The 26,775-nt window shown below is 46.9% G+C and carries 20 protein-coding genes and 1 tRNA gene; 18 read left to right on the forward strand and 3 right to left on the reverse strand.

Annotated features, from left to right (window positions below; genetic code table 11):
- The first annotated feature begins 120 nt into the window (after nt 1-120).
- From ACTHPG_RS03975 to zapA, 10 genes are all read left to right on the forward strand, one after another.
- Complete coding sequence (locus tag ACTHPG_RS03975; protein WP_440387854.1) at nt 121-1,086, forward strand: AAA family ATPase; 966 nt, start codon at nt 121-123, stop codon at nt 1,084-1,086.
- Nucleotides 1,087-1,090: 4 nt separating this feature from the next.
- Nucleotides 1,091-2,206, forward strand: a complete 1,116-nt coding sequence (locus ACTHPG_RS03980; protein WP_440387855.1) for a DUF58 domain-containing protein — start codon at nt 1,091-1,093, stop codon at nt 2,204-2,206.
- A complete protein-coding gene (locus tag ACTHPG_RS03985) occupies nt 2,203-3,516 on the forward strand; it encodes a DUF4129 domain-containing protein (RefSeq protein ID WP_440387856.1) in 1,314 nt (437 codons plus the stop codon). The genes ACTHPG_RS03980 and ACTHPG_RS03985 overlap by 4 nt, the downstream gene beginning before the upstream one ends.
- Before the next feature lie 83 nt (nt 3,517-3,599).
- The gene (locus tag ACTHPG_RS03990) at nt 3,600-4,556 is read left to right on the forward strand and encodes an aldolase catalytic domain-containing protein (protein ID WP_440387857.1); all 957 of its coding nucleotides are present in this window, start codon (nt 3,600-3,602) and stop codon (nt 4,554-4,556) included.
- Between the two features lie 290 nt (nt 4,557-4,846).
- On the forward strand, nt 4,847-6,973 hold the full coding sequence (locus tag ACTHPG_RS03995) for a bifunctional diguanylate cyclase/phosphodiesterase (RefSeq protein WP_440387858.1): 2,127 nt from the start codon (nt 4,847-4,849) through the stop codon (nt 6,971-6,973).
- A 148-nt stretch (nt 6,974-7,121) separates the two neighbouring features.
- A tRNA-Gly gene (locus tag ACTHPG_RS04000) sits at nt 7,122-7,192 on the forward strand.
- A 514-nt stretch (nt 7,193-7,706) separates the two neighbouring features.
- A complete protein-coding gene (abc-f, locus tag ACTHPG_RS04005) occupies nt 7,707-9,599 on the forward strand; it encodes a ribosomal protection-like ABC-F family protein (RefSeq protein ID WP_440387860.1) in 1,893 nt (630 codons plus the stop codon).
- Nucleotides 9,600-10,195: 596 nt separating this feature from the next.
- A complete protein-coding gene (gene pheS / locus ACTHPG_RS04010) occupies nt 10,196-11,230 on the forward strand; it encodes a phenylalanine--tRNA ligase subunit alpha (protein WP_047842255.1) in 1,035 nt (344 codons plus the stop codon).
- A gap of 85 nt (nt 11,231-11,315) precedes the next feature.
- Nucleotides 11,316-13,769 carry a phenylalanine--tRNA ligase subunit beta gene (pheT, locus tag ACTHPG_RS04015; protein ID WP_440387861.1) on the forward strand — a complete coding sequence of 818 codons (2,454 nt, stop codon included), beginning with the start codon at nt 11,316-11,318 and terminating at the stop codon, nt 13,767-13,769.
- A gap of 138 nt (nt 13,770-13,907) precedes the next feature.
- Nucleotides 13,908-16,583: a cell division protein ZapA gene (gene zapA / locus ACTHPG_RS04020; RefSeq protein ID WP_440387863.1), complete on the forward strand. Its 2,676-nt coding sequence runs from the start codon at nt 13,908-13,910 to the stop codon at nt 16,581-16,583.
- Nucleotides 16,584-16,687: 104 nt separating this feature from the next.
- Here the strand turns inward: zapA and ACTHPG_RS04025 are convergent, their stop codons facing one another.
- A complete protein-coding gene (locus ACTHPG_RS04025; protein WP_440387864.1) occupies nt 16,688-17,074 on the reverse strand; it encodes a cytochrome C oxidase subunit II in 387 nt (128 codons plus the stop codon).
- Nucleotides 17,075-17,293: 219 nt separating this feature from the next.
- Nucleotides 17,294-17,653: a phage holin family protein gene (locus ACTHPG_RS04030; protein ID WP_090922244.1), complete on the reverse strand. Its 360-nt coding sequence runs from the start codon at nt 17,651-17,653 to the stop codon at nt 17,294-17,296.
- A 184-nt stretch (nt 17,654-17,837) separates the two neighbouring features.
- Here ACTHPG_RS04030 and ACTHPG_RS04035 point away from each other — a divergent pair, with 184 nt between their 5' ends.
- The 4 genes from ACTHPG_RS04035 to ACTHPG_RS04050 all read left to right on the forward strand — a co-directional run bounded on the left by ACTHPG_RS04035 (nt 17,838) and on the right by ACTHPG_RS04050 (nt 22,728).
- Nucleotides 17,838-20,204 carry an endonuclease MutS2 gene (locus tag ACTHPG_RS04035; RefSeq protein WP_440387865.1) on the forward strand — a complete coding sequence of 789 codons (2,367 nt, stop codon included), beginning with the start codon at nt 17,838-17,840 and terminating at the stop codon, nt 20,202-20,204.
- 37 nt (nt 20,205-20,241) lie between these two features.
- Complete coding sequence (locus ACTHPG_RS04040; protein WP_440387866.1) at nt 20,242-20,694, forward strand: DUF350 domain-containing protein; 453 nt, start codon at nt 20,242-20,244, stop codon at nt 20,692-20,694.
- A gap of 120 nt (nt 20,695-20,814) precedes the next feature.
- A complete protein-coding gene (locus ACTHPG_RS04045; protein WP_440387867.1) occupies nt 20,815-21,381 on the forward strand; it encodes a hypothetical protein in 567 nt (188 codons plus the stop codon).
- Nucleotides 21,382-21,513: 132 nt separating this feature from the next.
- Nucleotides 21,514-22,728, forward strand: coding sequence for an MFS transporter (locus ACTHPG_RS04050; protein ID WP_440387868.1), 1,215 nt, complete (start codon nt 21,514-21,516; stop codon nt 22,726-22,728).
- A 95-nt stretch (nt 22,729-22,823) separates the two neighbouring features.
- On the opposite strand, the gene ACTHPG_RS04055 is transcribed toward ACTHPG_RS04050, so the two are convergent.
- Complete coding sequence (locus ACTHPG_RS04055) at nt 22,824-24,044, reverse strand: NAD(P)/FAD-dependent oxidoreductase (protein WP_440387869.1); 1,221 nt, start codon at nt 24,042-24,044, stop codon at nt 22,824-22,826.
- A gap of 98 nt (nt 24,045-24,142) precedes the next feature.
- On the opposite strand from ACTHPG_RS04055, the gene ACTHPG_RS04060 reads away from it, so the two are divergent.
- The 4 genes from ACTHPG_RS04060 (at nt 24,143) to ACTHPG_RS04075 (ending at nt 26,684) form a co-directional block, all read left to right on the forward strand.
- On the forward strand, nt 24,143-24,376 hold the full coding sequence (locus ACTHPG_RS04060) for a hypothetical protein (RefSeq protein ID WP_421897751.1): 234 nt from the start codon (nt 24,143-24,145) through the stop codon (nt 24,374-24,376).
- Between the two features lie 35 nt (nt 24,377-24,411).
- Nucleotides 24,412-24,801, forward strand: a complete 390-nt coding sequence (locus ACTHPG_RS04065; RefSeq protein ID WP_440387870.1) for a spore coat protein — start codon at nt 24,412-24,414, stop codon at nt 24,799-24,801.
- 160 nt (nt 24,802-24,961) lie between these two features.
- On the forward strand, nt 24,962-25,462 hold the full coding sequence (locus ACTHPG_RS04070) for an Lrp/AsnC family transcriptional regulator (protein ID WP_024628343.1): 501 nt from the start codon (nt 24,962-24,964) through the stop codon (nt 25,460-25,462).
- Nucleotides 25,463-25,475: 13 nt separating this feature from the next.
- Nucleotides 25,476-26,684: an aminotransferase class I/II-fold pyridoxal phosphate-dependent enzyme gene (locus tag ACTHPG_RS04075; protein WP_036610094.1), complete on the forward strand. Its 1,209-nt coding sequence runs from the start codon at nt 25,476-25,478 to the stop codon at nt 26,682-26,684.
- Nucleotides 26,685-26,775: the final 91 nt, after the last annotated feature.

Genomic DNA, 26,775 nt, shown 5'->3' on the forward strand with positions numbered 1-26,775 from the left:
AAAAGCGGGGAGTAAAGGAGTCGGCCATTTGCCGACTCCTTTGTTTTATGTTGCCAATTAGGGTTATAGTTAGTAATGAATGCGAATACATAAGCTCCATAACGGAAGGATGAGATGCAGATGGAAATCCAAGACATGGAACGAATGAATCAACAATTGATGGATCACGTGGGAAAAGTAATAGTGGGAAAAGAGCATACCATAGAGCTGGTGATGACAGCGATCATAGCGTCAGGACATGTGCTGCTGGAGGATGTACCGGGTACCGGGAAAACGATGCTCGCCAAATCGGTAGCCTCTTCATTGGACTGCACATTCCAACGGATACAGTTTACTCCCGACTTGTTGCCCTCTGATCTGACAGGAATTCATTTCTTTAATCAAAAAGCAGGTGATTTTGAATTCAGACCTGGGCCCCTGTTCGCCAATCTTGTGCTAGCGGATGAGATTAACCGTGCTACACCGCGTACACAATCAAGCTTGCTGGAGTGTATGGAAGAGCGCCAGATCAGTATCGACGGCTCAACGAGACAGCTGGAACGGCCATTTATCGTTATCGCCACCCAGAACCCCGTAGATAACCAGGGAACTTTTCCGCTACCTGAGGCTCAGATGGATCGGTTTATGATGAAAATTCGCATGGGTTATCCAAGCAGTGAAGAGAGTATAGAAATTTTGAGACGTACGGTAGCCATTCGTTCTGTTGATGATCTCTCGTCAGTGATCAATCGTGAAGAACTTTTGAAGGCGCAGGATACGTATAAAAAAGTTCAAATCAACGAAGATTTGCTGCGATATATCATTCAGTTAACCGAAGCGACAAGGCAACATCCCGAACTCTCGCTTGGCGTAAGTCCACGCGGGGCTCAGGCATTACTCAAGGCAAGTCAGGCTTGGGCTGCATTGCATGGCAGAGACTTTGTTTTGCCGGATGATATTAAAGTATTGGCGGAACCCGTGCTCGCCCACCGGCTTGTATTTCGTAACCGGGTCAGACAACAAGAGGGCTTGGCGGAGCGTATGATCCAGGAACTTCTGAATCAGACAGAAGTGCCAACGGAGAATCTCGCTACAAGCGGACGTTAAGCTTATGGCATTATTATGGCTTGTCCTTGTTGGAGGTATTGTTGTAGTCATACACGGTGTGTGGTTCGGGCGACCTGCATTGCGAAACCTCAAGTACAGCAGACAATTTAGCAAGATGCGTTGTTATGCTGGAGATGAACTTGAGATGGTGGAGACGATATCGAATGAGAAACGGGTCTCCGTACCGTGGCTCAGACTTGAATCGATGATGCCTGTGTCGTTTGTATTTCGTTCCGGCTCAGGTATGGATATTAGCCAAGGTGAAATCTATCAGAACCATAAGAGTATTTTTACGTTAAAACCATATATTCGTATTACGCGCAAGCATCCTTTTACATGTACGCAGCGTGGAATTTATCCATTAAATACAGCAACGATGACAGGTGGGGATCTCTTTGGTGTGTGGCGTTCCACCAAACCGATTCCGTTGCAAATGTCTATGGTCGTGTATCCTTCATTAGTAAACGTAGAGGATCTTCCTGCAATTTATCAGGTATGGCAGGGGGAAGTGGAAGTATCGCGATGGATCGTTGAAGATCCTTTCTTGATTCTGGGTGTTCGTCCTTATGGTGCAGGCGATCCGATGAATCGTATTCACTGGAAAGCGAGTGCACGTACAGGTGAATTACAAGTCTACAAACAGGGATGGACAGCTGATCCGCAATCCTGGATTGTAGTCAACATCCAGGAATCTGCAGATATGTGGAGTGTTGTCACGCGACCGGAAAAGATTGAACGGGCACTTCGTTACGCTGCCACGGCTGCAGTGGATGCCATCGGTAGAGGATTGCCTGCAGGCTTCGCCCATAACGGTTATCATGTGGGTGGAGGCCGCGATACACTTCGGATTGAGCCGGATTATGGTACGCCCCATCTGGAGCGGTTGTTGGAAGCTATGGCTGAGACAGAGTTGAAATGCATGGTACCCATGGAGCAATTCCTGAATGATGAAGTACGTCTGAATGAAGAAGCGCAGCAAATCCGCAGCTATCTACTGATTACATCCTATGTATCTGCCGCTATGGAGCACGAGATTGCACGTCTGCACGAACAAGGACATCGTGTGACGATTCTTCCCGTAGAGGACGTTAAGGGGAATACGAAGGCGGTGAGTGCATGAGGAACAGACGGGTAGCGACGACCAAGGGGCTTATAGCGATGCTTGCCGCCTTGATGGCGGGTATATACCTATTTCCGATATTTACGCTCGCTTCATTCTATGCAAAGGAACATTTGCCGTATATATTATTCATTCTGGTTGTACTCGTGGGTGGACTGGGACAATTCATTCAGCATAAAATTCCGGGTTTTAGCGAGAAAAGTACATTCATACGTGGAGTAACGGCACTCGTCTTAGGGATTTTCTTCGCATTCGTTGTTGGGATGAGCCTTACTCTCCAGTTGCCGGATATCATCACATTGGTACTGTGTGGAGTCATATCGGCTTATGCAGGCCTGACCTTCCAGCCAGCCTTTCATTCCGTGTTGTTATGGCGCTTACAGATTATGGGTGTAGTCAGTGCAATCTTGCTTATGATTGCTTCGAACCCGCTGGAATTCATGCAGCCGATCCGAACCTACAGCATATGGATCTATATCGCGGGAGTGATCAGCTTTGCCTTTTGGCTGGTTGGACGATATATGCTGCAACTGGATCAGGCCATGCTCAATGACGGCAAGAGAAGATTGGTATTACGAGATTTTGCACGTGCGAATCATCAGCGGTTCATGTGGATGTTTATTGTCATCGTCGCGATCGGTGCTTTCCCAAGTCTGGCTGCCTGGCTGGGGCCGCTACGTGACCGCTTGCTTGCTTGGATCAGGGGATGGTTTGGCCCGATGTCCGACGAGGAGCCACGATTGCCAATGGATAACCCCAATCAGCCGCTGAATATACCGAAAGACTGGAGGGAGCCGCCATCCGAGCCCTCAGTCTTCTGGAACATCCTCGGATGGGTAGTGATGTGTGCTGTAGCAGGGGCAATCCTGTGGCTGCTTCTGAGGTTGGGGCAAAAAACGATAAACAGACTTATGGACCGATTCAAGGGAATGTTACAACCCGGTGAAAAAAAGGCAGAACCACGGACGGAATATATCGATGTGAGTGAGACGCTTGATGCACCAGCAAAAGTTCGAAAGAATTGGTTTCGAAAGAAAGAAGTGATACCTGCACAGGATGCTGAACGTGTTCGGTATTACTATCGGACTTGGGTAGACAGAGCCGCTCATCGAGGTGTGGAAATACAGGAAACGCAGACTCCGCTCGAGGCTGCACAGACCATTATTCGGAATGGTGTGAAGTTAGAAGAAGATGAACTGTCTGCGAGACTGCCAGATACGTATAACAGCGTACGGTATGGAGGGAAGGTTCCGGATCAAACAGATATGGTTGAGATTGATCGAATCTGGAAATCTTATCGAAGTAAATAAGTCCGGAATCCCTTTACTTTTCTTGTCACGTTCAAGTATCATGAGAGGAATACACAAGTTGGTCAGAAAAGGAGCAGACATTAATGAAGACAAATCATTGCAAAATTGTAGATTGTACGATCCGTGATGGCGGATTGGTAAATAATTGGGACTTTAGCGTGGACTTTGTTCAACAGTTGTATGCTGGGTTGAATGAAGCTGGCGTTGATTATATGGAAATTGGATACAAAAATTCTCCAAAGTTACTGAAAGGTGCCGAGGAAGCAGGACCATGGCGTTTCCTGAACGATGATTTCCTGCGTAAAGTTATACCTCAAAAAGGCAATACCAAACTGTCTGCACTGGTTGACGTTGGACGAGTGGACGAGAATGATATCTTGCCTCGCAGCGAGAGCATGCTGGATCTGATCCGTGTTGCCTGCTACAGCAAAGATGTAGATAAGGCACTGGCACTGGTTCAAACATTCCATGACCGTGGATATGAAACTACACTGAATATTATGGCACTTTCCAATGTTATGGAGAATGAGTTGCTGGAAGCATTTGAATTGATCAAGGAAAGTACTGTAGATGTTGTCTACATTGTCGATTCTTACGGCAGTCTGGATCATAATGATGTGAAATATCTGGTAGAGAAGTTCAAGACTCATTTGCCTAACAAGCGTCTTGGTGTTCATACGCATAATAATATGCAGCTTGCGTTTTCTAACACACTGGTTGCGGCGGAACTTGGCGTTGAGCTGCTCGATGCTTCTGTGTACGGTATGGGACGTGCGGCAGGAAACTGTCCAACCGAATTGCTCGTAGCTCATCTGAAAGGAACGAAATACAATCTGCGTCCAGTACTTGGTGTGTTGGAACAGTTGATGGTTCCTCTGAGAGAAAAAGAAGAATGGGGTTACATTCTGCCTTACATGATTACAGGTGCATTGGACGAGCATCCGCGTTCGGCAATGGCGCTTCGTTCATCGGAAGACAAAGACAATGTGGTTGATTTCTATGATAAATTGACAACACCTGAAGTGAATTTTGATAAGTAATATAGTCTGAAATACAGTTGCAAATTAGGAAAACATGGACTCTAACTGGAGATCCATGTTTTTTTAGTTCTTAATGCCTTGTTTATCTCTATATTTATGAATAAATATTCCTAGGAGTAACTATTTTTTAGTTCACGGATACAAAATTAAATGTTATTATGTACCAGATAGCATGTGTATGCATGTGAATTGAACGTTGGTTAATATGTTTTCTTGTCGAATCGTGTAGTAAGCTGTTAAGTTTGGTTAATGTAATTCAGGATAGGTGATCCCGGGAAGGAAAACACGGCATGAAGGTTAATCTGCAAGATCAGAGAAAAATAAGTTGGGTCGCTGTGTGCGGCTTGTTGTGTTTCCTCGCAAGTCAATGGTTTCGTTCTTCTTCAAGCTCTGATCTGATCATATCGGGTTACCCGGTTTTGACGCTCTTGGGTGGATTTGCTGCGGCAGCGGCTTGTATCGGTATCTATAATCAAAGCTGGTTGTTTCGGACACAGAAGCTAACTCTTCGGAGGACATTATTAACAACACTCTTTTTATTGATTGGTCTGTTTGAACTGGTTCATATTGTTTCATTTGCAGAAGAGATTCCGAATGGAGCCATGATGGAATCGGAGTTCTCCTTAATGATGTCAACCATGGGATCTTTGGTATGTGCAGTAGGTTTACTGCTTGTGTATACCTTAAATGAGAAAGAAATTGCATTACCGCGCAAATTTTTACTGTTCAGCGGGACATTGGGCACCTTTGTTATTTTGTACATACTGGCTATTCAGGAATGGAGCATGTTGCCAAATATGCTTGATGGGGATGTGCTTGGAGGGACCTTCACCCAAGTTCATGTTATGGTCGGATTGCTATATGGGGTTATTGCCGTTCTTCTGTTTGTACAATGGAAAAAAACCAGGAACGGTGACCTGCCAACCATTCTATGTGGCATTCTGTGTTTCTTCTTTGGGGAATGTTATTTTGTTTCGGCAACTGGAGTGAACGATTTCAATCTGCTGTTAGGGTTACTAAGTAATTGTATGGCATATTTTTTCATTCAAAAAGGGTTGTATACGTCCGTAGTGGACACGCCTTTCTTGCAACAACAGGTCGCGGAAGCCAAGATGAACTATATTGCTCATCATGATGATGTGACAGGTCTTCCGAACCGTCGACGCCTTTCGCAACGATTGAAAAAGATGATGGATGATGCCGTGGTGGAGGAACAGCTTGTCGGTGTACTCGTACTGAATATCAATCGGTTCAAAACCATCAATGATTCGCTCGGACAGCAAGCAGCTAACCGGGTTTTGCGTCAGGTAGGTCAACGACTGAAACATTCGTCCCTTCCTGGAGAAGAAGTCTTTGGATTGGGAAGAGATGAGTTTGCATTGACGATGACAGATTTCAGCTCAACCGATACAGCGTTGCGTCGGACCAGATCCATTCTGCAGCTTTTTGAGAAGCCGGTCTTGGTTGATGGTAATGAGTATCATCTTACACTTGGAATCGGGATGGCCATTTTCCCGCATGATGGTGAGTCGCCACAGGAGATTATTCAGAATGCAGATACGGCTCTGCACAGTGCTAAGGAACAGGGAATGGAACTCAATCGTTTTGCACATGCGATGCAGATGAAGGCACAGGAGCGTTTGCAGCTTGAGAATGATCTGCGCAAGGCGTTGGATCGGGGTCAGTTCTATCTGGTCTACCAGCCACAGGTTAATCTGCAAAGTGGGTTAATCGTCGGTATGGAAGCATTGGTACGTTGGCAGCATCCCCAGCGAGGCTCTGTATCTCCGGCTGAATTTATTCCTCTGGCAGAAGAGAGCGGGCTCATTGTACCGCTTGGTGAATGGGTGCTTCGTGAAGCATGTGCGCAGAACAAACTATGGCAGGAAGCCGGTTATCGTAAACTGTGTGTTTCAGTGAATCTGTCGATGAGACAATTCAGGCATTCCCATTTGTTGGACAATATCAATGGCATTCTCAAAGAGACAGGGCTAGAGCCTGTATGGCTTGAACTGGAGATTACAGAGAGCATGACATTTGACAAAGACCGATCATTCGAACAGTTGCGCAAAATCAAAGAAATTGGTGTGCATATCAGTATTGATGATTTTGGAACGGGATACAGCTCGTTGCACTACCTGAAGGATCTGCCGATTGATCGGCTCAAAATTGACCGTTCATTCGTTAACGAGGTCATGGAGGACAGCAATAACGCTGCGATCGTATCCACCATTACCTCAATGGCGCATCATTTACAACTAAAAGTGACAGCTGAGGGCGTGGAGAACGAAGATCAAATGGTCTTTCTTCGCAATCAACATTGTCACGAGGCACAGGGTTATTTCTTCAGTAAACCGATTAAAGCCGCTGATTTTGAGATGCAGTTTTTGAGAGATGTGGATAAGCCTACAGGATAGGGGACAGCGGGGGCGCGAGGGTGCTCCTGCTTTTTTTAGATGGATGCGTAATGAAAAAAATGGGAAATATGACTTGCATGCTATAGAGGATCATGGTATATTATTATTTGTAAAATCACTGTTAAATTCTTAAGGATTTAATCATCATGCGGGTGTAGTTCAATGGTAGAACTTTAGCCTTCCAAGCTAATAGCGTGGGTTCGATTCCCATCACCCGCTTAACGAAGTAGTACCGGAGTCCTTGCGATGCAAGGGCTTTTTTTGTTTTAGAAGAAACTATTAATCAAAAGAACCAGAAGGCTGCTATGTCATCGGAGTGGCGAGCAGTAAGTATTCTTTGGTTTAATATATATCACCTTTGCTTTTTTACAATGATCTGGTACAATAACGGAGAAATTGATACTACACATGAATGAGAGGTAACCATACGTCCCATGAAGTAAAACACATGAATTGAACCCCAGTTAACTGCAGACGGTTTTATAACGCAGTCAGCCAAAGCGGCTGAGCAATGAGGGGATTCGTGTGTCCAAATTCAGCTATGGGATCAGGTATGGAACAAGTAAGCCTTTGAGGTTTACGTGTACCCTGTGTTTGGGGTTTCTTTGTTCATGCCGTAGCTTACCTTAGATCTGTCTTTGAATGCTTGATCCAACCCTGAATTGCCAAACCGCCGGCTGATGCCAGCGGTTTTTTTTGTTCAGCAAAAAGGATGCAGGAAGGATGAGGCCTCATGATGACATTGGTACGCTTACATGAAGTATCAAAAGAGTGGAACGGCAATGAATTGTTTACAGGATTGAATTTGGAGATTAATGAGGGCGAGCGACTTGCCATTCTGGGTCGCAACGGATGCGGCAAGACGACGTTGTTACGAATCATTTTGGGAGAAGAGTATGGTGGTGGACGGATTGAGCGTCATGTTCCGCAGCAGGAATGGGGGTTCATGCGCCAGCGCTCAGAGATTGAGACGGGCATGAATGTACTGGAGGCGGTCCGGCGTGAGAGCGGACAGATCTATGAAGTGAAACGGAACTTGGAAGAACTGGAACAACGTTTGAGCACTAGCACTGAAGCGGATGATGAACTGCTTGCAGCCTATACGCAAGTCATGGAGCAATATGAACAGCTGAACGGTTACATGTGGGAGACCGAGGTAGAGAAGGTACTGACACGTCTTGGATTATCCGCAGAGCATTGGAACAGACCCTACCATTCCTTGAGTGGTGGACAAAAAACAAAGGCGCGCTTGGCAGGGCTGCTTGTCAGCAAGCCCAAATTCCTGATCCTGGATGAACCGACGAATCATCTGGATGAGGGAAGCATGCGCTGGCTTGAAGAGTGGTTATCCTCATACGAAGGTACGTTGTTATTTGTATCTCACGATCGTACCTTTATTGACCAGGTAGCATCAGGAGTGATTGAATTCAGTGCAGATGCCTTGACCAAATACAAAGGCGGATACTCCGAATACAAGCTCCACAAAGAGCGTGAATTACGGGAACAGGAAACGATCTACCGCAGGCAGGAGTTGGAGCGAAAGGCGTTGGAAGAAACAATTCGCAACTACCAGGAATGGTTCCATAAAGCGCATAATTCAGCGACCGATGTGGAGGTGAAGATCACCCAAAGCTTCTACAAGGCCAAAGCCAACAAAAATATTTCACGTTACCATGCGAAACAAAAACAACTTGAACGTTTGGAGCGGGAACGGGTGGATAAACCTCGTGAAGCTGCAAGGTTGAACATGGAATTGCAGATGAATCCACTGGCTGCACGCCAGCTTCTTGCACTGGAAGAGGTGAGTTTCTCTTATACGGGTAACGAGCCAGTGCTTCGCAACCTTCGGATCACTGTTGAACGCGGAGATCGGCTTGCTGTACGAGGTCCTAATGGAACGGGCAAGACGACACTGTTAAAGTTGATGATTGGTGAGCTGGAACCTTCGCAAGGCAAGGCCACACGGCATCCACAGCTGAAAATCGGTTACTTTTCACAGGAGCTGGAAGGGCTTCCCGAGAATCTGACACTACTGGACAGTTTGCTTACCCTTCCATCGATGACACAAAGTGCGGCACGTACCATTTTAGGATGTTTCCTTTTTTCCAGGGATGATGTGTTTAAGCGCATTGGGGATTTGAGCATGGGAGAGAAGTGCAGAGTTGCATTTCTGAGACTGTATTTTGGTGGAGCGAATCTGCTTGTGCTGGACGAACCGACGAACTATCTGGACATCGATACCCAGGAAGTGATGGAGAATGTATTAAAACAGGCTTCAGGTGCTTTGGTGCTTGTATCCCATGACCGGATGCTGACGAAGACACTCGCAAATCGATTGTGCGATCTGGAGGTTGGGGGCACAGCAACCCTGTTTGAAGGAGGTGTGTCGGATTGGGAGCAGTCCAGCAAACTTCGTGAGAAGGCTCTGGAGACTCGAGAATCCGATGACGAGCGGTTGCGTTTGGAGATGCGCCTGTCGGAGTTGCTCTCTCCTGTGAGCACTGCTGGCAAAGACAAACTGACACAGCCCGAGCATTCGATTGAGCGAGCAGTCGAGGCAGCTGAGATTCGCAATATTCAGCAGCGCCTGAAACAATTGAAAGATAAGGGTGCAAGCATAAATTAGAACATGGACGGCTTGCTATTTCGATCTATTTTGCATATAATTATGAACGATCATCGATAATTATATCGATATAGGGTATATGTTCAAAAAGAGCGGTTTTCAGTACCGAGAAGATGGGATGAAGATAGAAATGGAGTAGCGGAGCGTAGGAAAACTACGTGAGCAACGGACATTTCGGCTGAATGCCATATTCGATGCTGATGATGCCGCGAGGCATCATTCGTAATCAAAAGCGGACTTTTTGACAACCTTTAGAGGTTTAACTAATAATAAACGTGATGATGGAGACAAGTAAGCAGTACCTCTGGACAGGGAGGAAGCGCCGTAGATTGAGAGCGTTTCTGTAGAACAAGGCTGCCGAAATTCACTCCGAAGCGGTTCCCTGAACCTGTCTGTGTGCAGACACAGAGGCAACAGTAGGGGCAAACGGTTAACGGTCGTTATTCCGTACAAAGTGAGACAAAACCAGTTGCAGGCCAGAAGGTCCGTGCAGCAATGGTTGTCTAACAAGGGTGGTACCACGGTCTTTTCGTCCCTTTAGGGGAGAGAAGGCCTTTTTTTGTTGCAAAAACACCATAAAAAGGGGGCAATTACACATGAAAGAACGTTTAGAGGCATTGAAGATCGAAGCGCTGGAGCAGTTGTCTGGTGTGAATGATCCGCAGACGCTCAGTGATCTGCGTGTGAAATACTTAGGGAAAAAGGGTGCGTTGACTGAAATTTTGCGCGGTATGGGTGCGCTTAGTGCAGAGGAACGTCCGGTTATTGGTCAAGTAGCCAATGATGTGCGGGCTGCCATTGAGGAAGTCATCGACAGCAAGCAGGATCAGTTCCAGAAGGAAGAGACAGCGAAGCGTCTGCAATCCGAGAAAATTGATGTGACTCTGCCAGGACGTCGTGGACGTCAAGGCGGACTGCATCCACTGACCAAGGTGGTACAGGAAATCGAAGATATTTTTATCGGTATGGGATACCGCGTTGCGGAAGGTCCAGAAGTCGAAATGGACTATTACAACTTTGAAGCATTGAATCTGCCGAAGAATCACCCGGCGCGCGATATGCAGGATTCTTTCTATGTTACTGAAGACTTGTTGATGCGTACCCACACATCGCCGGTTCAAGTGCGCACCATGCAGAGCATGAAGGGCGAAGTGCCTGTCAAAGTCATCTGCCCAGGTAAAGTATACCGCCGTGATGACGACGATGCGACGCACTCTTTCCAATTCAACCAGGTTGAAGGATTGGTCATCAGCGAAAACATTCGTATGAGCGATCTGAAAGGAACCTTGCTGCAATTCGTACGCGAAATGTTCGGTTCTCACACGGAAATTCGTCTTCGTCCAAGCTTCTTCCCGTTCACGGAGCCAAGTGCGGAAGTGGATGTAACTTGTGTACAATGTGGTGGCAGCGGCTGTCGGGTATGTAAGCAAACAGGCTGGCTTGAAATTCTGGGCGGCGGTATGGTTCACCCGAAAGTACTGGAAATGGGCGGCTATGATCCGGAGAAATACAGTGGTTTCGCATTCGGAATGGGCGTAGAACGTATCGCCATGCTGAAGTATGGTGTCGATGACATCCGTCATTTCTACAATAGCGATCTGACTTTCCTGAAGCAATTCGGACGGCTGTAAACTTAACAATACAATGGAACAACATGCATAGAGCAAGCGTTATGAACCGGGAACACCAATTTATAGATGAAGGAAGTGAACGTCCATGAGAGTATCGACAGATTGGCTGTCTGATTATATTTCCCTTGAAGGTGTGACGCCACAGGAATTGGCGGAGAAAATCACCCGTGCGGGTGTTGAGATTGATGTAGTGGAGAACCGCAACAAGGGCGTGAATAAAGTTGTGGTGGGTTATGTGAAGAGCAAGGAGAAACACCCTGATGCAGACAAACTGAATGTATGTGTCATCGATGCGGGACAGGAAGAAGATCTGCAGATCGTGTGTGGTGCGAAAAATGTGGATGCAGGCCAAAAGGTAGTCGTAGCCTTGGTTGGAGCTAAGCTTCCGGGTGGATTGGATATCAAAAAAGCCAAATTGCGCGGTGTTGTATCCCTTGGCATGATCTGTTCCGCCAAAGAGCTGGGCATGAACGACAAATTGCTGCCCAAAGATCAGCAGGAAGGTATTCTCGTTCTGCCGGAACAAACAGAGGTGGGCACGCCGATCAGCCAGGTTCTTGGTCTCGACGACCATGTGCTTGAACTGGACCTGACACCAAACCGTTCCGACTGCCTCAGTATGCGTGGTGCGGCTTATGAAGTGGGTGCCATCCTGGGTCGTGAAGTGAAGCTGCCGAATCCCAAAGACCAACTGGTTGAAGTAAGTGATGCAGCTGCGAATCATATCTCTGTAGAGATTAAGGCACAGGAGCAATGCAGTCACTATGCAGCTCGTTACGTAACCGGCATTAAGCTGGGTGCTTCCCCGCTGTGGATGCAAAACCGTCTGATGGCTGCAGGTGTTCGTCCAATCAACAACATCGTTGACATCACGAACTATGTCATGCTGGAATACGGTCAACCGCTGCATGCATTCGATGCGGATAAACTGGAAAAAGGCCATATTGAAGTGCGCATGGCTAACGAAGGCGAAACGATCATTACGCTGGATGGCCAAGAACGCAAGCTGGAGCCGCACATGTTGCTCATCACGGATGGCGTAAAACCTGTAGCCATCGCTGGGGTTATGGGTGGCGAGAATTCCGAGGTATCGGATGGCACGGTGAATCTGCTCTTGGAGTCCGCCAAATTCGACGGCGGAACCGTTCGGAAAACGTCGCGCCAACTGGGGCTGCGTTCCGAAGCAAGCATGCGTTTTGAGAAGGAAGTAGACCCGGGTGCGGTGATTACGGCTTTGGATCGTGCAGCTGAACTGATTCAGCGCTATGCTGATGGTGAAGTGCATCAGGGAATCGTGGAAGCTGGAGCGGAAGCTGCGGAGAAACGTGTCATTCAATTGTCGCTGGACAGACTGAATCGTTATCTGGGAACAGATCTGTCTTTGCTTGAGGTGAAAACGATCTTCGCTCGCTTGCACTTTGCATGTGGTGATGCAGATCAAGGATTGCTGGATGTGGAAGTTCCAACACGCAGAGGGGATATTACGCTCGATGTAGACTTGTTTGAAGAGATTGCACGCTTGTACGGATACGACAACATTCCAACCACATGGATTGAAGGTCCGACAACTCCGGGGGCATATACACGCTCGCAAGCGATGCGTCGCACCATTCGTGGAGTGCTCTCAGGCAGTGGCTGGCAGGAAATGATCAGTTATTCCTTTGTGCACCCGGATAAAGCGGCATTATTCCCGGCGTTGACCCAAGGCAGTAAAGCCGTGAAACTCGCGATGCCGATGAGTGAGGACCGCAGTGTGCTTCGTACGAGTATTTTGCCGCAAATGCTGGATGCAGCGGTATATAACATGAACCGTAAACAGGATTCGCTGGCTGTATTTGAAGTGGGTAATGTATTTTTCACCGAAGAAGATCAGTTGACCAAGCAACCGCATGAGATCCCGGTACTGGGGCTGCTGCTCACTGGAAATCGTGCAAGCCAGCAATGGAATGTTGGAGCGGAGAAAGTAGACTTCTTCGATCTGAAAGGTGAGCTTGAGCATCTGTTCGCCTATGTGGGTCTGGAACAACGGATTCGCTTGGTAGCGAACAGTCCTGAAGGATTCCATCCGGGACGCTCTGCATCGGTTTATCTGGAAGGAAAAGATGGCGGAGAAGGCACATTGATCGGTACATTGGGTCAGTTGCATCCGGAACTGCAACAGCAGTATGATCTGAATGATGTGTACATCGCAGAAATTGCACTTGAATCGATCTACATTGAGGCAGACGCTGACATTCGTTATCGTGAACTTCCGCGTTTCCCAGCCATGGAACGTGATATCGCGGTTGTTGTAAATGAGGATGTTGAAGCGGGAGATATGCTGCGCGCCATTCGTGAATCGGCGGGTGAATTGTTACAAAACGTACAGGTATTCGATGTGTTCACTGGAAGTAAGCTGGGTGAAAACAAGAAGAGCGTGGCGATGGCACTGGTATACCGGAATCGTGAACGTACACTGACCGATGAGGAAGTTACTGAAGTTCATGCCCGTGTCGTGGCTCGTCTGGAAGAGCAATTCGGAGCGGAATTGCGTAAATAGGACAGAAGAACATTTTTTGAACAAAGATTAGCAGGAATTGTTTGAAGTCACATCGAATCCTTAGCATTAGAGGATCGATGTGACTTTTTTGTGATTACAGCTTAGAATCAACATACAGACTTGAAGGAGGGCACAACTGTGACTACACCTGATCGTACACGCGTCACCGTAGAGATCTACGGGACTTCCTATAAACTGGTTGGCAGCAGTGCCGACTATATGAAACAAGTAGCTAATCTGGTAGATGAGCGTATGAGCGCGATCTCCAAGCAAAATTCCCGTCTGGATACTCCGCGTATTGCGGTACTGGCGGCTGTACATATGGCTGAACAGTCTCTTCAGACTCAGGAAATCCGTAATGAACTGAAGATGCTCACTGGAGAACGTACAGAACTGAGAAACGAATTGAATCGGTTGAATGCCATACAAAATGAACATCAAAAAGAATTGGAACGTCGTGACCAGGCTTTTGCTGAACTGCAGAAGCTGAAGCTTGAAGCTGAGCAGGCGCTGCAAAAGGCTCAAACGGACAAGCAGGCAGAAATGGCCAAGTTAAATACATTGCTTGAACAAGAGCGTGCTCAGGCATCGGAGCGATTGCAGAAATTGCAGGCTCAAGCTACGGCACAACTCAAGGAAGCGGAAGCCAAGGGAACAAGACAGCTGAAGGAAATGGAAGAGAAAGCGGCAAATCAGCTTAAAACTGCACAGGCACAGGCTGCTTCTCAGCTAAAAGAAGCGCAGAACCGTTCTGCCGCCGAATTGCAGCAGGCGCAGGACAAGGTTGCCGCTCAATTAAAAGCAGCCGAAAGCCGTGCTGTTGCAGAACGTCAACAAATTGAAGCCAAGGCCGCACAGCAGGTTCAGACAGCCAAGGAAGAAGCCGAGTCCGCCATCCTGTTAGAGTTGGAGCAGGCAGAGAACAACCTGAAGAAAGCTCAGGAAGAGGCGGCACTGCAATATAACGAACTTCAGCAACAGATGGAACTTCAGCTCCAGCAGGCTGAAGAAAAAGCGCTGGAACAGACTCAGGCTCTGACGGAACAAGCAAATCAGGAGCGAGCTGCCTTGCAGGAACAAGCGGAGCAGAAGCGCCTGAATCAGATAAACCAATTAAATGCGGAGTTCAAAACATTATCCGAACAGTCAGAACTTGAGTGGATGGAGAAAGAAGCAGCGCTCGAGGAACAATTGCAACAAGCCAAGGAAGCGGCAGCATCTCAGGCAACTGAAGCAGCTGCGGCGGCAGAGTCCTTGTTGCAAGAAGAACGGAGCAAGCTCAAGCAGCAACTTGAGGAACAACGTATACAGGCGGAGACTCGACTGTTGGATGTCGAAGAGCAATTGGAAGAAGTGATGACCCAGCTCATCAGTGCACAGGACAGGGTTGCAGAGCAAGAACAGCAGCTTCAGCACGAGCGTGGTCAATTGGAAACGTTGCGTCATGAACAGGGTGTCCGTAAACAGGAGCAGGAAGTTCAGACTCGTCGAATTACGGAACTGGAGCAGCAACTCGAGCAGTTGAAAGAGGACCGCTCCCAGTTGCAGGAGCTTCTGCGTGAAACGGAGCAGGCTGCCCAGCAATCCCGTGATGCACAGGAACAATGGAAGCAGAAGTATAATGAAACTGTGGATAGAGAAACCTCTCTTACGGCCCAGCTGCGCAAACTTCAGGAGCAACATGCACAGCTTGAACAGGAAGCCCAAAGTCTTCGTGAGGCTGAAGCGAAGTCGGAAGCGGAACAGCGCAGACTGCATAAGGTGCTTGAACAGGCTCATGCCGCGGTGCGCACATTGCAGAATGAGATCGGCACGCTTACGGAACGCGAAAAGTCATGGAAAGACCTTGCTGAGCAGCGATTGGCTGAGATCGGGGACCTGGAGAATCAGATTCTCGAAGTTGCTGAACAAAATGAAACGTTGGAGTCTGGTGTTCAATCCCTTCATGATGAATTGTCCGTGGTGAAGGAAGAGTCTCGTTTCAATCATGAAGAGGCTGTGCAATACCAGAAGGATGCAGAGCTTTTGGAAGAGAAACGCAAAGAGCTTGAAGTTGAACTAGATGTGGTTCGGGAAGAGCTGAACCGACTTCAGGATAACTATAAACAAATCCGTAATGATTACAGTGATGCATTGCAACGGGAAGAGAATTACAGTTCCAAGATTGATGAATTGCGCAAGGAGAAGCAAGAAATGATTAGCGCGCTTGAAGAAGAAAAACATTCTACAGCTAAACTTTCTGAGCGTTACTCGGAACAAGAGAGCTTGCTGGCACAGACTGAGGAAGAAGCATTGGAGTGGCAGATCAAACACGAAGAACTGTCAGTCAAACAGGCTGAGTTGGCATCCCGTCTGGAGCAGTTGACGAGACGTGAAGAAGAACTGCGCTCAAGCGTTGAACAAGCAGAGCAGAACGACCAGGTGTGGCAACGCCGTGCAGATGAATGGGCGGCTCAGGAGCAATCCTGGCAGGAACGCTGGGCTGCACTTGAGAATGAACTGACGGTTTGGAAGAGGGAAAGTGCTGCAAGTAGTGAGTTGCTGGAGGGACTGGAGCAAGAACGACAGCAGCTGGACAAGTTACGTGCAGAAGCCACTCAAGAGAAAGAGATCATCGAAACTGAACTGCTTGAGATGGGAGAGCGTTACGAACTAGCGGCCAATCAATTACGCTTATTACAGGTTGAACGTGAAATGGAGCAGGAGAAGGCAGAGCAGCTGAACACGGAATATCGTCAGTTGCATGATGAATATACGAAATTGCAGACGGAATATAACGAATGGATTGAATTGATTGAACAGGACCAGACCTAGGGGAATGAATACAGCAGGACTGGATCGTGGGCAACGTACTCTGGTACAATTTGTTATACTAAAGAAGGAGCTCCCGTCGCTGCGGGGGCTCCTTGTCTTGAAAGCTATTCTTCAACGATAATTTTGGAAATCATGCTGCTGTGTCCTGAACCACAGAAGACAGAGCAGGACATTTCAAACTCACCAACTTTGTCCGGGGTTATGACTTTGGAGCTGTTTCTGGTATCCAGCTGAAGATTCAGCTCAGGCACAAGCATACCGTGATTTCCGTTTACATTTTCATAAACGATGTTAACCGGAACGCCTTTTTTAAGATGGTACTCAGGTTGATCGAATTCGTAGTTGCTTGCCTTGATGACCAGTTCTTCACTGGCTGTAACTTCAGCATCGGATCCGTTGCTGCCAGATTCTGCGGACTGATTTGCCGCTCCGCATGCGGTGAGGACCAAAATTAACATACAGGCAGCAAGCCATGTTATGCCTTTCTTCATCATGTGCCTCCTTAAGCTTGATATGGATAAAATTTGAATGATTGCTCAAGTCATCATACCGCATTATGTGGATGCCTGTACACGCTGCGTATGTCGTTTTTTTGAAAATTGTACATGTACGGCAGAGAGTGGTAATGCCCGAATGAAATAAACCTCTTCCGGCACAGGGCCTTCAGAGGTTCAGGAGAGTTCATGGGAACGATAAAGGTGAAACGGAGATTAACTTTTGGAGCTTCGTCCGGCATCAAAAGGGGTGGATACCGGGATGAAGAGATCGATAATCCCGATGACCAGCGCAGCGAGAATGGCACCAAGCAGGCTGACTTCAACATGATCTACAACATATTGACCAAGCCAAATCACCAGCGCGCTAACGATAAATCCGACAATACCGCGACCAAACGGGTTGACCCTTTTGCCAAAGATACCTTCAACAATCCAGCCGAGCAGGGCAATGACGAGAGCAAGCATCAGGGCGCTCCAGAAGCCACCAACGGCGAATCCGGGAACGATCCAGCTGACCACCATTAATACAATTGCGGCGATGATAAATCGCACGACATGTCCCAGGAAATTCATGGTGTTTACCTCCTTTTATTCGGATTGAACTGAGCAGGACAAATCCAAGGGGATGAGGCTGCACAGTCCTGACACCTGTAGTTTGTGGTGCTATGGTTTAAGTTATGTGTGGAAGGATTCGTTAAATAGCGTAAGAAAGTTTCTTTCGTTATAATACAGATATAGTTTGGAAGGAGTTGTACACTTGGACACGAAAATTTTACACACACTGGAATATCGCAAAATTTTAAATACATTGCTTAGCTTTGCCCAGACAACCATGGGAAAAAAGAAAGCGGAGCAACTTGAACCAAGCAGTGAACTTGAAGAAGTGAAGCGGTTGCTGCAGCAAACCGATGAAGCCTTCACATTTGACCGCCTGAAAGGCTCACCGTCGTTTGGGGGAATTGTAGATATTACGGCTTCCATCAAACGTGCTGAAATTGGCGGCACACTTAACCCTCACGAGCTTCTGGGAATATCCAATACGACCTTTGCGGCGCGGCGATTGAAACGTCAGATTGGTACTTTGCATGAAGATGAGCCCATCGAATCCTTGTTCTATATCAGTGATCAACTGTCAGAGCAAAAAACGCTTGAGGATGCCATTAAAATCTGTATAGACGATAATGCAGAGGTTGCCGACAGTGCTAGTGTAACGTTGGCGCAGATTCGTCGTGAGCTGCGAGGCGGAGAAGCGCGAATTCGCGAAAAACTGGATTCCATGATTCGATCGTCTACCGTATCCAAAATGCTGCAGGATCAGCTCATCACGATTAGAGGAGACCGTTTTGTTATCCCGGTAAAAGCTGAATACCGCTCGTACTTTGGCGGGATTGTGCACGATCAGTCCGGTTCGGGTGCAACATTGTTCATTGAGCCGGAATCAATTGTTGCAATGAACAACAAATTACGCGAAACCCGGATTCGGGAAGAACGTGAAATAGAAATTATTTTGCAGAAATTGACGGCACTTGTCAGTGAGCAGGGAGAATGGCTACTGTATGATGTCGACTTGCTTGGATCACTTGATTTTATCTTTGCCAAAGCACGTCTGGCTCGTGAACTGAAAGCAACCTTGCCTCGCATGAACGACCGCGGGTTCATCAAACTCAAAAAGGGTCGGCATCCGCTGATTGCGATCGAGAACGTGGTTCCAATCGATATCGAGCTGGGCAATGATTATACATCCATTATCGTGACAGGTCCGAATACGGGTGGTAAGACGGTAACACTCAAAACGATTGGATTGCTGAGCTTGATGGCTATGTCCGGTTTATTTGTTCCCGCTGAGGATGGCAGTCAGCTATGTGTATTTGATGCGATCTATGCAGATATTGGGGACGAGCAGAGTATCGAGCAGAATCTGAGTACGTTTTCCAGTCATATGACCAACATTATTCGCATTCTGAAAAACATGACGCCGAAAAGTCTGGTATTGCTCGATGAACTTGGCGCAGGGACAGATCCGGCTGAAGGTTCCGCACTGGCAATCTCCATGCTGGAGCATATGCACCGGACGGGATGTCGCATGGTTGCGACCACCCACTACAGTGAACTCAAAGCATACGCATATGAGCGTAAAGGTGTCATTAATGCCAGCATGGAATTTGACATCAACACACTGAGTCCAACGTATCGCCTTCTGGTCGGTGTACCTGGACGAAGCAATGCATTTGCCATCGCAGAGAGACTCGGACTGCCGGGTTACATTCTCGACTACGCCCGTGGCGAAGTGAAGGAAGAGGATCAACGAATTGAGCACATGATCGCTTCTCTTGAAGAGAACCGTCTTACGGCTGAACAAGAGCGTGAGAAGGCAGAGAGCTTGCGCCAGGATATGGAGAAATTACGCAGCCGTCATCAGACGGAACTTGAGAAATTGGAACAGCAGCGTGATCGCCGGATTGAAAAAGCAGAAGAAGATGCACGCAGCATTGTGGATAAAGCTCGTGCGGAAGCAGAGAAGATTATAGCTGATCTTCGCCTGTTGGCTATGGAAGAAGGGGCTTCCGTCAAGGAGCACAAACTCATTGCTGCCCGCAAACAGCTGGACGAGGCTGAGCCGGAGAAACGCAGGAAAACGGTCAAGAAGACGGCAACAGCGCCGAAGACTCGGGCAATCGGTCCTGGCGATGAAGTGCTTGTGTATAGTTTGAATCAAAAAGGCCATGTTGTAGAGATGTCGGGCAGTAAAGACGCTATGGTACAACTGGGGATTATGAAAATGAAAGTATCCCTGGATGACCTGGAACTACAGCAATCGGCTCCCGCTGCCAAACCGAAACAAAAACCCGTAACGGGTATGAAACGTACACGTGATGACAATGTGAAAAGTGAATTGGATCTGCGTGGCACCAACCTGGAAGAAGCTCTGATGGAAACTGACCGATTCATTGATGAAGCGTTCCTTGCCAATCTGGGCCAAGTTTATATTATTCACGGTAAAGGTACAGGGATTTTACGTTCCGGTATTCAGGATTACCTGCGTAAGCATAAACATATTAAAAGTTACCGGCTGGGTAATTACGGAGAAGGCGGAAACGGTGTGACCGTCGCAGAATTGGAATAGCCGGTCCATGAATCAATGATATTCTGGGGCCTTATACATGAAGGTCGCAGATGGGAGAGGGGAACGGTGCGTGAAAGAAAGCATTGACCAATTGCTGTCTCATCCTTTGGGGATGGTACTCGGCTTTTTCTCGGTAGCGATTATGGAGCTGCTTGTATTTCTGGCTTGCTTCGAACTGGTGACCAAGTATAAATGCTGGACTGAGATCAAGAAGGGCAATGTGGCCGTAGCGATGGCTACAGGAGGCAAGATCTTCGGGATTTGCAACGTACTGCGGTTCTGCATACAAGCCAAATCTTCGGTGTATGAAGCCATGACATGGTCTTTTGTAGGGTTTATCCTTCTGCTCATTGCCTATTTTTTGTTCGAATTCCTGACACCCGTGTTCTCCATTGATAAGGAGATTGAAGCGGATAACCGAGCTGTCGGATTGATATCCATGATTATTTCAGTCTCGCTGTCATATGTTATTGGCGCGAGCATTATCTAGGGGGACCGGTCATGAAGATATTGATACGGATTCTGTTTGCGGCATCGATCGTGTTTTTTGCCATCGGTGTAATCTACGTAATGAATACATGATGATATGAAAGAGAAAGGTTGATTTAATATGGAAACAACAATATGCCCTTGGTGTCACACGGAGATTGTATGGGATGAGGAAATCGGTCCTGAAGAAGAATGTCCATACTGCCACAATGAGTTGAAGGGATATCGAACGCTCAACATTAACATCGGTGATGAAGAGAACGATGAGGCTGAGGACGACATCTATGATGTGGATGATGTAAAGGATGAAGAACAGACTACGGATCTTACAGATCTGTGGGGGGATGAAGTTGAGCTCAAATTGCCGGAATTGCGAACGTTGACCAAATATGCGGATGAGGGTAATGATCTCATTCAATATGAACAAGGTGTGCAGAAGCAACTTGATCATCAGGAGGAAGTGCCGGAGTGCCCGAATTGCCGGGAATTCATGATTCTCGCAGGTACACAATCTGCAAGGCAGGATAACTTCATGGCAGTTGCTAACGCAGCTTCAGGCGAAGGGTCATTATTGTCACCACCGTTTAAGGTGCTGACCTATATATGCTCGGGATGTTTCCAAGTTCAATACAGTCTGTCTGAGGATGATCGTCTGCGCCTGATTCAGAACCTGAGTACCCAGGAATAAACATTTTGTAGATACGAACCACAATTTCAAAGCAATCCTGAAGATTCATCATGTTTTCCTCTTGCTTGGGGTACGTTAACCCTAAGACCTACCTGTACACATTTCACTTTCAGGTGGATGAAGGAGGAGCAGATGAAGATTACTTTAGGCCGACAATCCATTCTGCTTTTGGGCGTGAATGGATTGTTTGCGTTAGCCGGAGCATTGTCGGGAACCTTTTTGAATGTGTTTCTGTGGAAAAGCCGTCCGGATTACGCCATGTTGGGGTGGTTCACTCTCAGCCAGCAATTGGCCATTGGACTGACATTCTGGCTTGCTGGCAAATGGGTCAAGGAACACAATAAAATGAGTGCACTACGGCTTGGTACTGCGCTGTCCGGCATATTTTATATGATCGTCCTCTGGGCTGGTTCCAAAGCTGTAGACTGGATATGGCCTTTGGGTATACTGCTGGGTTGTTCCCTGGGGTTATTCTGGATCGCATTTAATGTGGTGTATTTTGAAATAACGGATCGGGAAAACAGAGATCTATTCAATGGTTGGGTTGGGTTACTTGGTTCAATGACAGGGATTATAGGTCCTTGGTTCTCCGGTCTGATTATTACTCGCATGACAGACAACACAGGATATCGGCTCATCTTCACGGTATCACTTGTCATTTATGTCATCGCGGTAGTCTTCAGTTTCTTTCTGAAAAAAAGAAAGGTGAGCGGTACATACCGCTGGTCTGAACCCTGGATACAGTTATCCAAGCCGGATAGTCCCTGGAGGGCTTTGGCCTTGGGTTTATTCGCTCAGGGGGCACGGGAAGGTGTCTTTGCCTTTCTGATTGCCCTGCTGGTATATTTGACCACCGCACAGGAGTACAAATTGGGGCAGTTCTCACTCATCACTTCAGCTGTGGCACTAGTAAGTTATTGGGCAGCCGGGAAATGGTTCAAACCACAGTACAGATCGAAAGGTATGTTTATTGGAGCGCTTATTCTGCTCGTTGTGCTCCTTCCTCTTCTCTGGAGAGTAACCTATGGTACACTGTTAATCATGGGGATTGGGAGTGCTGTTGCGATGCCGTTGTATGTATTGCCGATGATAGCAGCAGGATTCGACATGATGGGCACGAGTGGCGAAAATGTGGAGAAAAGGGTTGAACTTGTCGTATTGAGAGAATTATGCCTGATGCTTGGCAGACTAAGCGGATTGGTCATATTCATTGTGACGGTCATAAATGCTCCGTCTCTACGCATGTTAACCTGGCTTATTATTGTCCTCGGGGCTTCTCCGTTAATCGGATGGATTTTCATGCGCAAATTATTGAACCGAGCGCAAGGGCAAGAGCCCTCGGCTTAGCTGACTTTCAAATATATAAATAGGGTACAGCTTAAGGAAAAGAGAAATTTCCGTATGCTGTACCCTGTTTGTAGTTTTATTGGTTCAGTTGTTGGTTATACAGGAGATGGCTTACTTGTACGCGTGAGTGAGAACAGATCCATATCGGGGTTTGGTTTGCCAGTAATCGCATCGACAATTAAGGAAGCAGCAATCATGCTGTATACGGTCCCATTACCTCCATACCCTTCTACAAAATATGAATGCGGATAATCGGGATGTGTACCGATCAGTGGGAGGCCATCATTCGTATTACCAAACACGGCGCCCCAGGCATAATCGACTTCAAGTTCATCTAAAGGGAAATAGGAACGAACCTCTTCCAGGAGTGTATCTCCCCGGTGTCTTGCCCGTATTTCACGTTGATCCTCATAAGGTGTTTCTTCATCCAAACCCCCTGCGATGATTCGTCCGTCGGGTGTTGTACGCATATACAAGTATGGGCGTGCTGTCTCCCATATCATACTGTGTTCAAACCATTCACTAAGATCAGACAATGGTTTGGTTGCAATAGCATAGGTTGTTTTCAGATAAGCTCCACGATCTTTTTTGATGTCCTGTGTCTCGTAACCGGCAGCAAATATGACCTTTTTGGCTCGTATTTTACCGTTGGAAGTATGGCATACTACACCATCTTCATCGAATTCACAGTGTTTCATCTCTGTCTGACCATAGATTCGAGCGCCACGCTTAATTGCGGATTCAAACAAGGCATGAACAAAACGATAGGGGTTCACTTCCGCATCTCCCATGGTGTACAGTGCAGCGGGTTTGCTAAAGGGAAAATGTTTGCTTATTTTGTCCGCATCCCACAATTCAGCTTCAAAACCATAACGATTCAATGTCTGATATTCTTCCTCCAATAGGGTCACATGATCTTCACTACTTGCAAAACAAAGACTTGTTCGCGGGATAAACCAAGGGTCGGTATCCAGACTGTCCGCAATTTGAGCAAGCTGTTGCATGGCTTCACGACAAAGTTCATAAAAACGTACGCCTTTCGCTTCACCAAAAGTGTTGATACAAGAGGTTAGTGTCTTGTCATTGGTATATTGTAAAAGACCTGTATTGGCAGAGCTACTGCCGTGGGCAATGTCTCGCTTATCAATAACAACGGTGTTAACACCCTGCTCCGTGAGTAGTTTAGATGTCAGTGCGCCCCCCATACCCCCACCAATGATGAGGCAATCACAAGAGATGTCTTCTTGCAGCGCAGAATAATTAAAGGTTGAAGTGAAAGTGGAGGGCCAGAAAGGTGTACCATTTACCAGATCCATTTAGAAACATCTCCTTTATAATTAATATTTGTATACTTTGGTGTGACCGGGTTAACAATAATTGCGCATAAACTTTATGCCGAGGAGGCCATCGAAATATGCAGAATCATACGATGCAAGCGCTGAGTCCCAAGGAATTGAACTACATTGCGGACTCGATTACCAATGAAGAACTGCTGATTAAGCAATGTGCAGCAACAGCTTCCATCACACATAATCCACAAATTCAACAGGCACTGAATCACTATGTTCGGTCACATGAACAGCATCTGAACACGCTTGTCAATGCGCTGCAGCAACATCAGTCTCTTGCACCGACACAAGTTCAATAATTGAGGAAAATTATAACTGTTTAGGAGGAAAACGAATGTATTCTCAATCACCTAATAGTGCCTTTATGCAGGAGCAGGATCTGCTGAAGTCGATTCTTGCAGATTTGAGACGAACCTCGCGCGAATATACGACAGCGACAACAGAAGCTTCCTGCCCCATGACACGTCGAATGTTTACAGACCTGACGAACGATACCCTAAGACTGCAAGGTGAACTGTTCAACCTGATGCAACAAAACAACATGTATTCCGCTTCATCCAAGGCACTTCGTCAGGATGTGGACAAACAAATCCAGTCTGCACACCAGACCCAACAGAAGTGTCAGCAATTCATTCAGGAAAAGAACACGCAGAACAGTTCATATAGCCAAGCTCCTAATGTGCCTCAGCATCAACCGAATTACGGTAACCCTTATTACATGTAACCTTTGCAAAAGAGGTTTGAAGCACCTAACGATCCAAGACCATACCACCGCTTGCCTGAATTCAAGGCAGGCGGTCTTTTGTCTTTGCATCAACGTTAAATTCATGTAATATAAGTATTAATTCATTTTCAGGAACCTGGATGACGCTGGAGGGAAAACCATGAAAGATTTGAACGATCTGCAATTAAAAGTTCTGGATCTGTTGAAGGAAGACGCGAGAAGGACTCCCGCACTGCTGTCGACGCTGCTGGGGGAGTCGGAAGACAAGATCAAGAACGCCGTGGCACAGCTTGAACAAGACCACGTCATCGTAAAATACGCAACCGTCGTGAACTGGAGCAAAATAGATGATGAAAAAGTAACGGCCCTGATTGAGGTGCAGATCACGCCGGAGCGTGGTCGTGGCTTTGAAGGGATTGCTGAACGCATTTATCTCTATCCGCAAGTGAAGTCCGTATATCTCATGTCCGGTGCATACGATCTGCTCGTTGAAGTAGAAGGTGGCAACCTGCGTGAAGTCGCTAATTTTGTGTCGGAGAAACTGTCTCCGATAGACTCTGTACTTTCAACCAAAACGAATTTTATTCTTAAAAAATATAAGCAGGACGGGATTATCTTTGAAGACCATCAGGAAGACAACCGTCTCATGATCTCGCCGTAAAGGAAGATGTGTCATGATAGTGAATGAACAGACAACCGGGAACAACAAGAAAATGACATCGTATCTGGCACCCCTCGTGCAGCAGATACCTCCATCCGGAATTCGTAAATTTTTTGATCTGGTTGGAGACAACAAGGACATTATTACATTGGGTGTGGGTGAACCTGATTTTGTTACACCTTGGCATATGCGTGAAGCTTGTGTCTACTCGCTGGAAAGAGGCATGACCAGCTACACATCCAACGCAGGTATGCCGAAGTTGAGAGAAGCCATCAGTGAATATCTGGATACTCAGTTTGATACCAAATACGATCCCAAGGATGAGATTATTGTTACCGTGGGTGGCAGCGAAGCGATTGACCTGGCTTTACGCGCATTAATCGTGCCTGGCGACGAGATTCTCATACCAGAACCTTCTTACGTAGCTTATTCACCAATCGCTTCAATCGGTGGCGGTATACCGGTTGGTGTTGAAACTTACGCAAAAGATCAGTTCAAGTTAACGGCAGAAGCACTTGAAGCTGGCATCACACCAAAGTCGAAAGTGGTTATTCTGTGTTATCCGAGCAATCCCACTGGAGCCATCATGACGTATGAAGAGTGGCTGCCTATTGCTGAAGTGATTAAAAAACATGATCTGATTGTGATCGCTGATGAAATTTACGCTGAATTGACGTATACGCAAAAACATGTTAGCTTTGCAGCTATTCCTGACATGAAGGAGCGGACCATTCTCGTAAGTGGATTTTCGAAGGCTTTTGCAATGACAGGTTGGCGGATCGGTTATATGTGTGGTCATCCAGAGCTTATTGCAGCCATGCTCAAAATTCATCAGTATACAGTAATGTGTGCACCGGCCATGGGTCAGGTTGCTGCACTTGAGGCATTGACGAACGGTTTGGGCGAGAAAGATCGGATGGTTGAATCGTATAACCAACGTAGACGTTTGATCGTGCAGGGATTCAGGGATATTGGACTCGATTGTCATGAACCTCAGGGAGCATTCTATGCATTCCCAAGTATTCAAAAGACAGGTATGAGTTCCGACCTGTTTGCGGAGCGATTGTTAACGGAGAATAAAGTTGCTGCTGTTCCCGGCAATGTTTTTGGACCTCAGGGTGAAGGCTTCTTGCGTTGTTCTTATGCGACTTCTGTAACCCAATTGAATGAAGCTTTGGAACGAATCGGAAACTTTGTTTACAAATTGCAAAAAGAGGGTTAATACTAAAGTAGAACCTATTTACAAATGTGATGTTGTTATCATTGGAAAAAAATAACTTTCTTTTACAAAATAATGTGATATAATTTCAATT

This window comes from Paenibacillus sp. SAF-068, assembly GCF_051967555.1.
Classification (GTDB): domain Bacteria; phylum Bacillota; class Bacilli; order Paenibacillales; family Paenibacillaceae; genus Paenibacillus.

Excerpts from the sequence above, each read along its gene's own strand:
- ACTHPG_RS03975 (WP_440387854.1), top strand. The coding sequence starts at position 121 with ATGGAAATCCAAGACATGGAACGAATGAATCAACAATTGATGGATCAC.
- ACTHPG_RS04075 (WP_036610094.1), top strand. The coding sequence starts at position 25,476 with ATGATAGTGAATGAACAGACAACCGGGAACAACAAGAAAATGACATCG.
- ACTHPG_RS04045 (WP_440387867.1), top strand. The coding sequence starts at position 20,815 with ATGGAAACAACAATATGCCCTTGGTGTCACACGGAGATTGTATGGGAT.
- ACTHPG_RS03995 (WP_440387858.1), top strand. The coding sequence starts at position 4,847 with ATGAAGGTTAATCTGCAAGATCAGAGAAAAATAAGTTGGGTCGCTGTG.
- ACTHPG_RS03980 (WP_440387855.1), top strand. The coding sequence starts at position 1,091 with ATGGCATTATTATGGCTTGTCCTTGTTGGAGGTATTGTTGTAGTCATA.
- ACTHPG_RS04065 (WP_440387870.1), top strand. The coding sequence starts at position 24,412 with ATGTATTCTCAATCACCTAATAGTGCCTTTATGCAGGAGCAGGATCTG.
- ACTHPG_RS04060 (WP_421897751.1), top strand. The coding sequence starts at position 24,143 with ATGCAGAATCATACGATGCAAGCGCTGAGTCCCAAGGAATTGAACTAC.
- ACTHPG_RS04050 (WP_440387868.1), top strand. The coding sequence starts at position 21,514 with ATGAAGATTACTTTAGGCCGACAATCCATTCTGCTTTTGGGCGTGAAT.
- pheT (WP_440387861.1), top strand. The coding sequence starts at position 11,316 with ATGAGAGTATCGACAGATTGGCTGTCTGATTATATTTCCCTTGAAGGT.
- ACTHPG_RS04070 (WP_024628343.1), top strand. The coding sequence starts at position 24,962 with ATGAAAGATTTGAACGATCTGCAATTAAAAGTTCTGGATCTGTTGAAG.
- ACTHPG_RS04055 (WP_440387869.1), bottom strand. The coding sequence starts at position 24,044 with ATGGATCTGGTAAATGGTACACCTTTCTGGCCCTCCACTTTCACTTCA.
- ACTHPG_RS03985 (WP_440387856.1), top strand. The coding sequence starts at position 2,203 with ATGAGGAACAGACGGGTAGCGACGACCAAGGGGCTTATAGCGATGCTT.
- ACTHPG_RS04030 (WP_090922244.1), bottom strand. The coding sequence starts at position 17,653 with ATGAATTTCCTGGGACATGTCGTGCGATTTATCATCGCCGCAATTGTA.
- pheS (WP_047842255.1), top strand. The coding sequence starts at position 10,196 with ATGAAAGAACGTTTAGAGGCATTGAAGATCGAAGCGCTGGAGCAGTTG.
- ACTHPG_RS03990 (WP_440387857.1), top strand. The coding sequence starts at position 3,600 with ATGAAGACAAATCATTGCAAAATTGTAGATTGTACGATCCGTGATGGC.
- ACTHPG_RS04025 (WP_440387864.1), bottom strand. The coding sequence starts at position 17,074 with ATGAAGAAAGGCATAACATGGCTTGCTGCCTGTATGTTAATTTTGGTC.
- abc-f (WP_440387860.1), top strand. The coding sequence starts at position 7,707 with ATGATGACATTGGTACGCTTACATGAAGTATCAAAAGAGTGGAACGGC.
- ACTHPG_RS04040 (WP_440387866.1), top strand. The coding sequence starts at position 20,242 with ATGAAGGTCGCAGATGGGAGAGGGGAACGGTGCGTGAAAGAAAGCATT.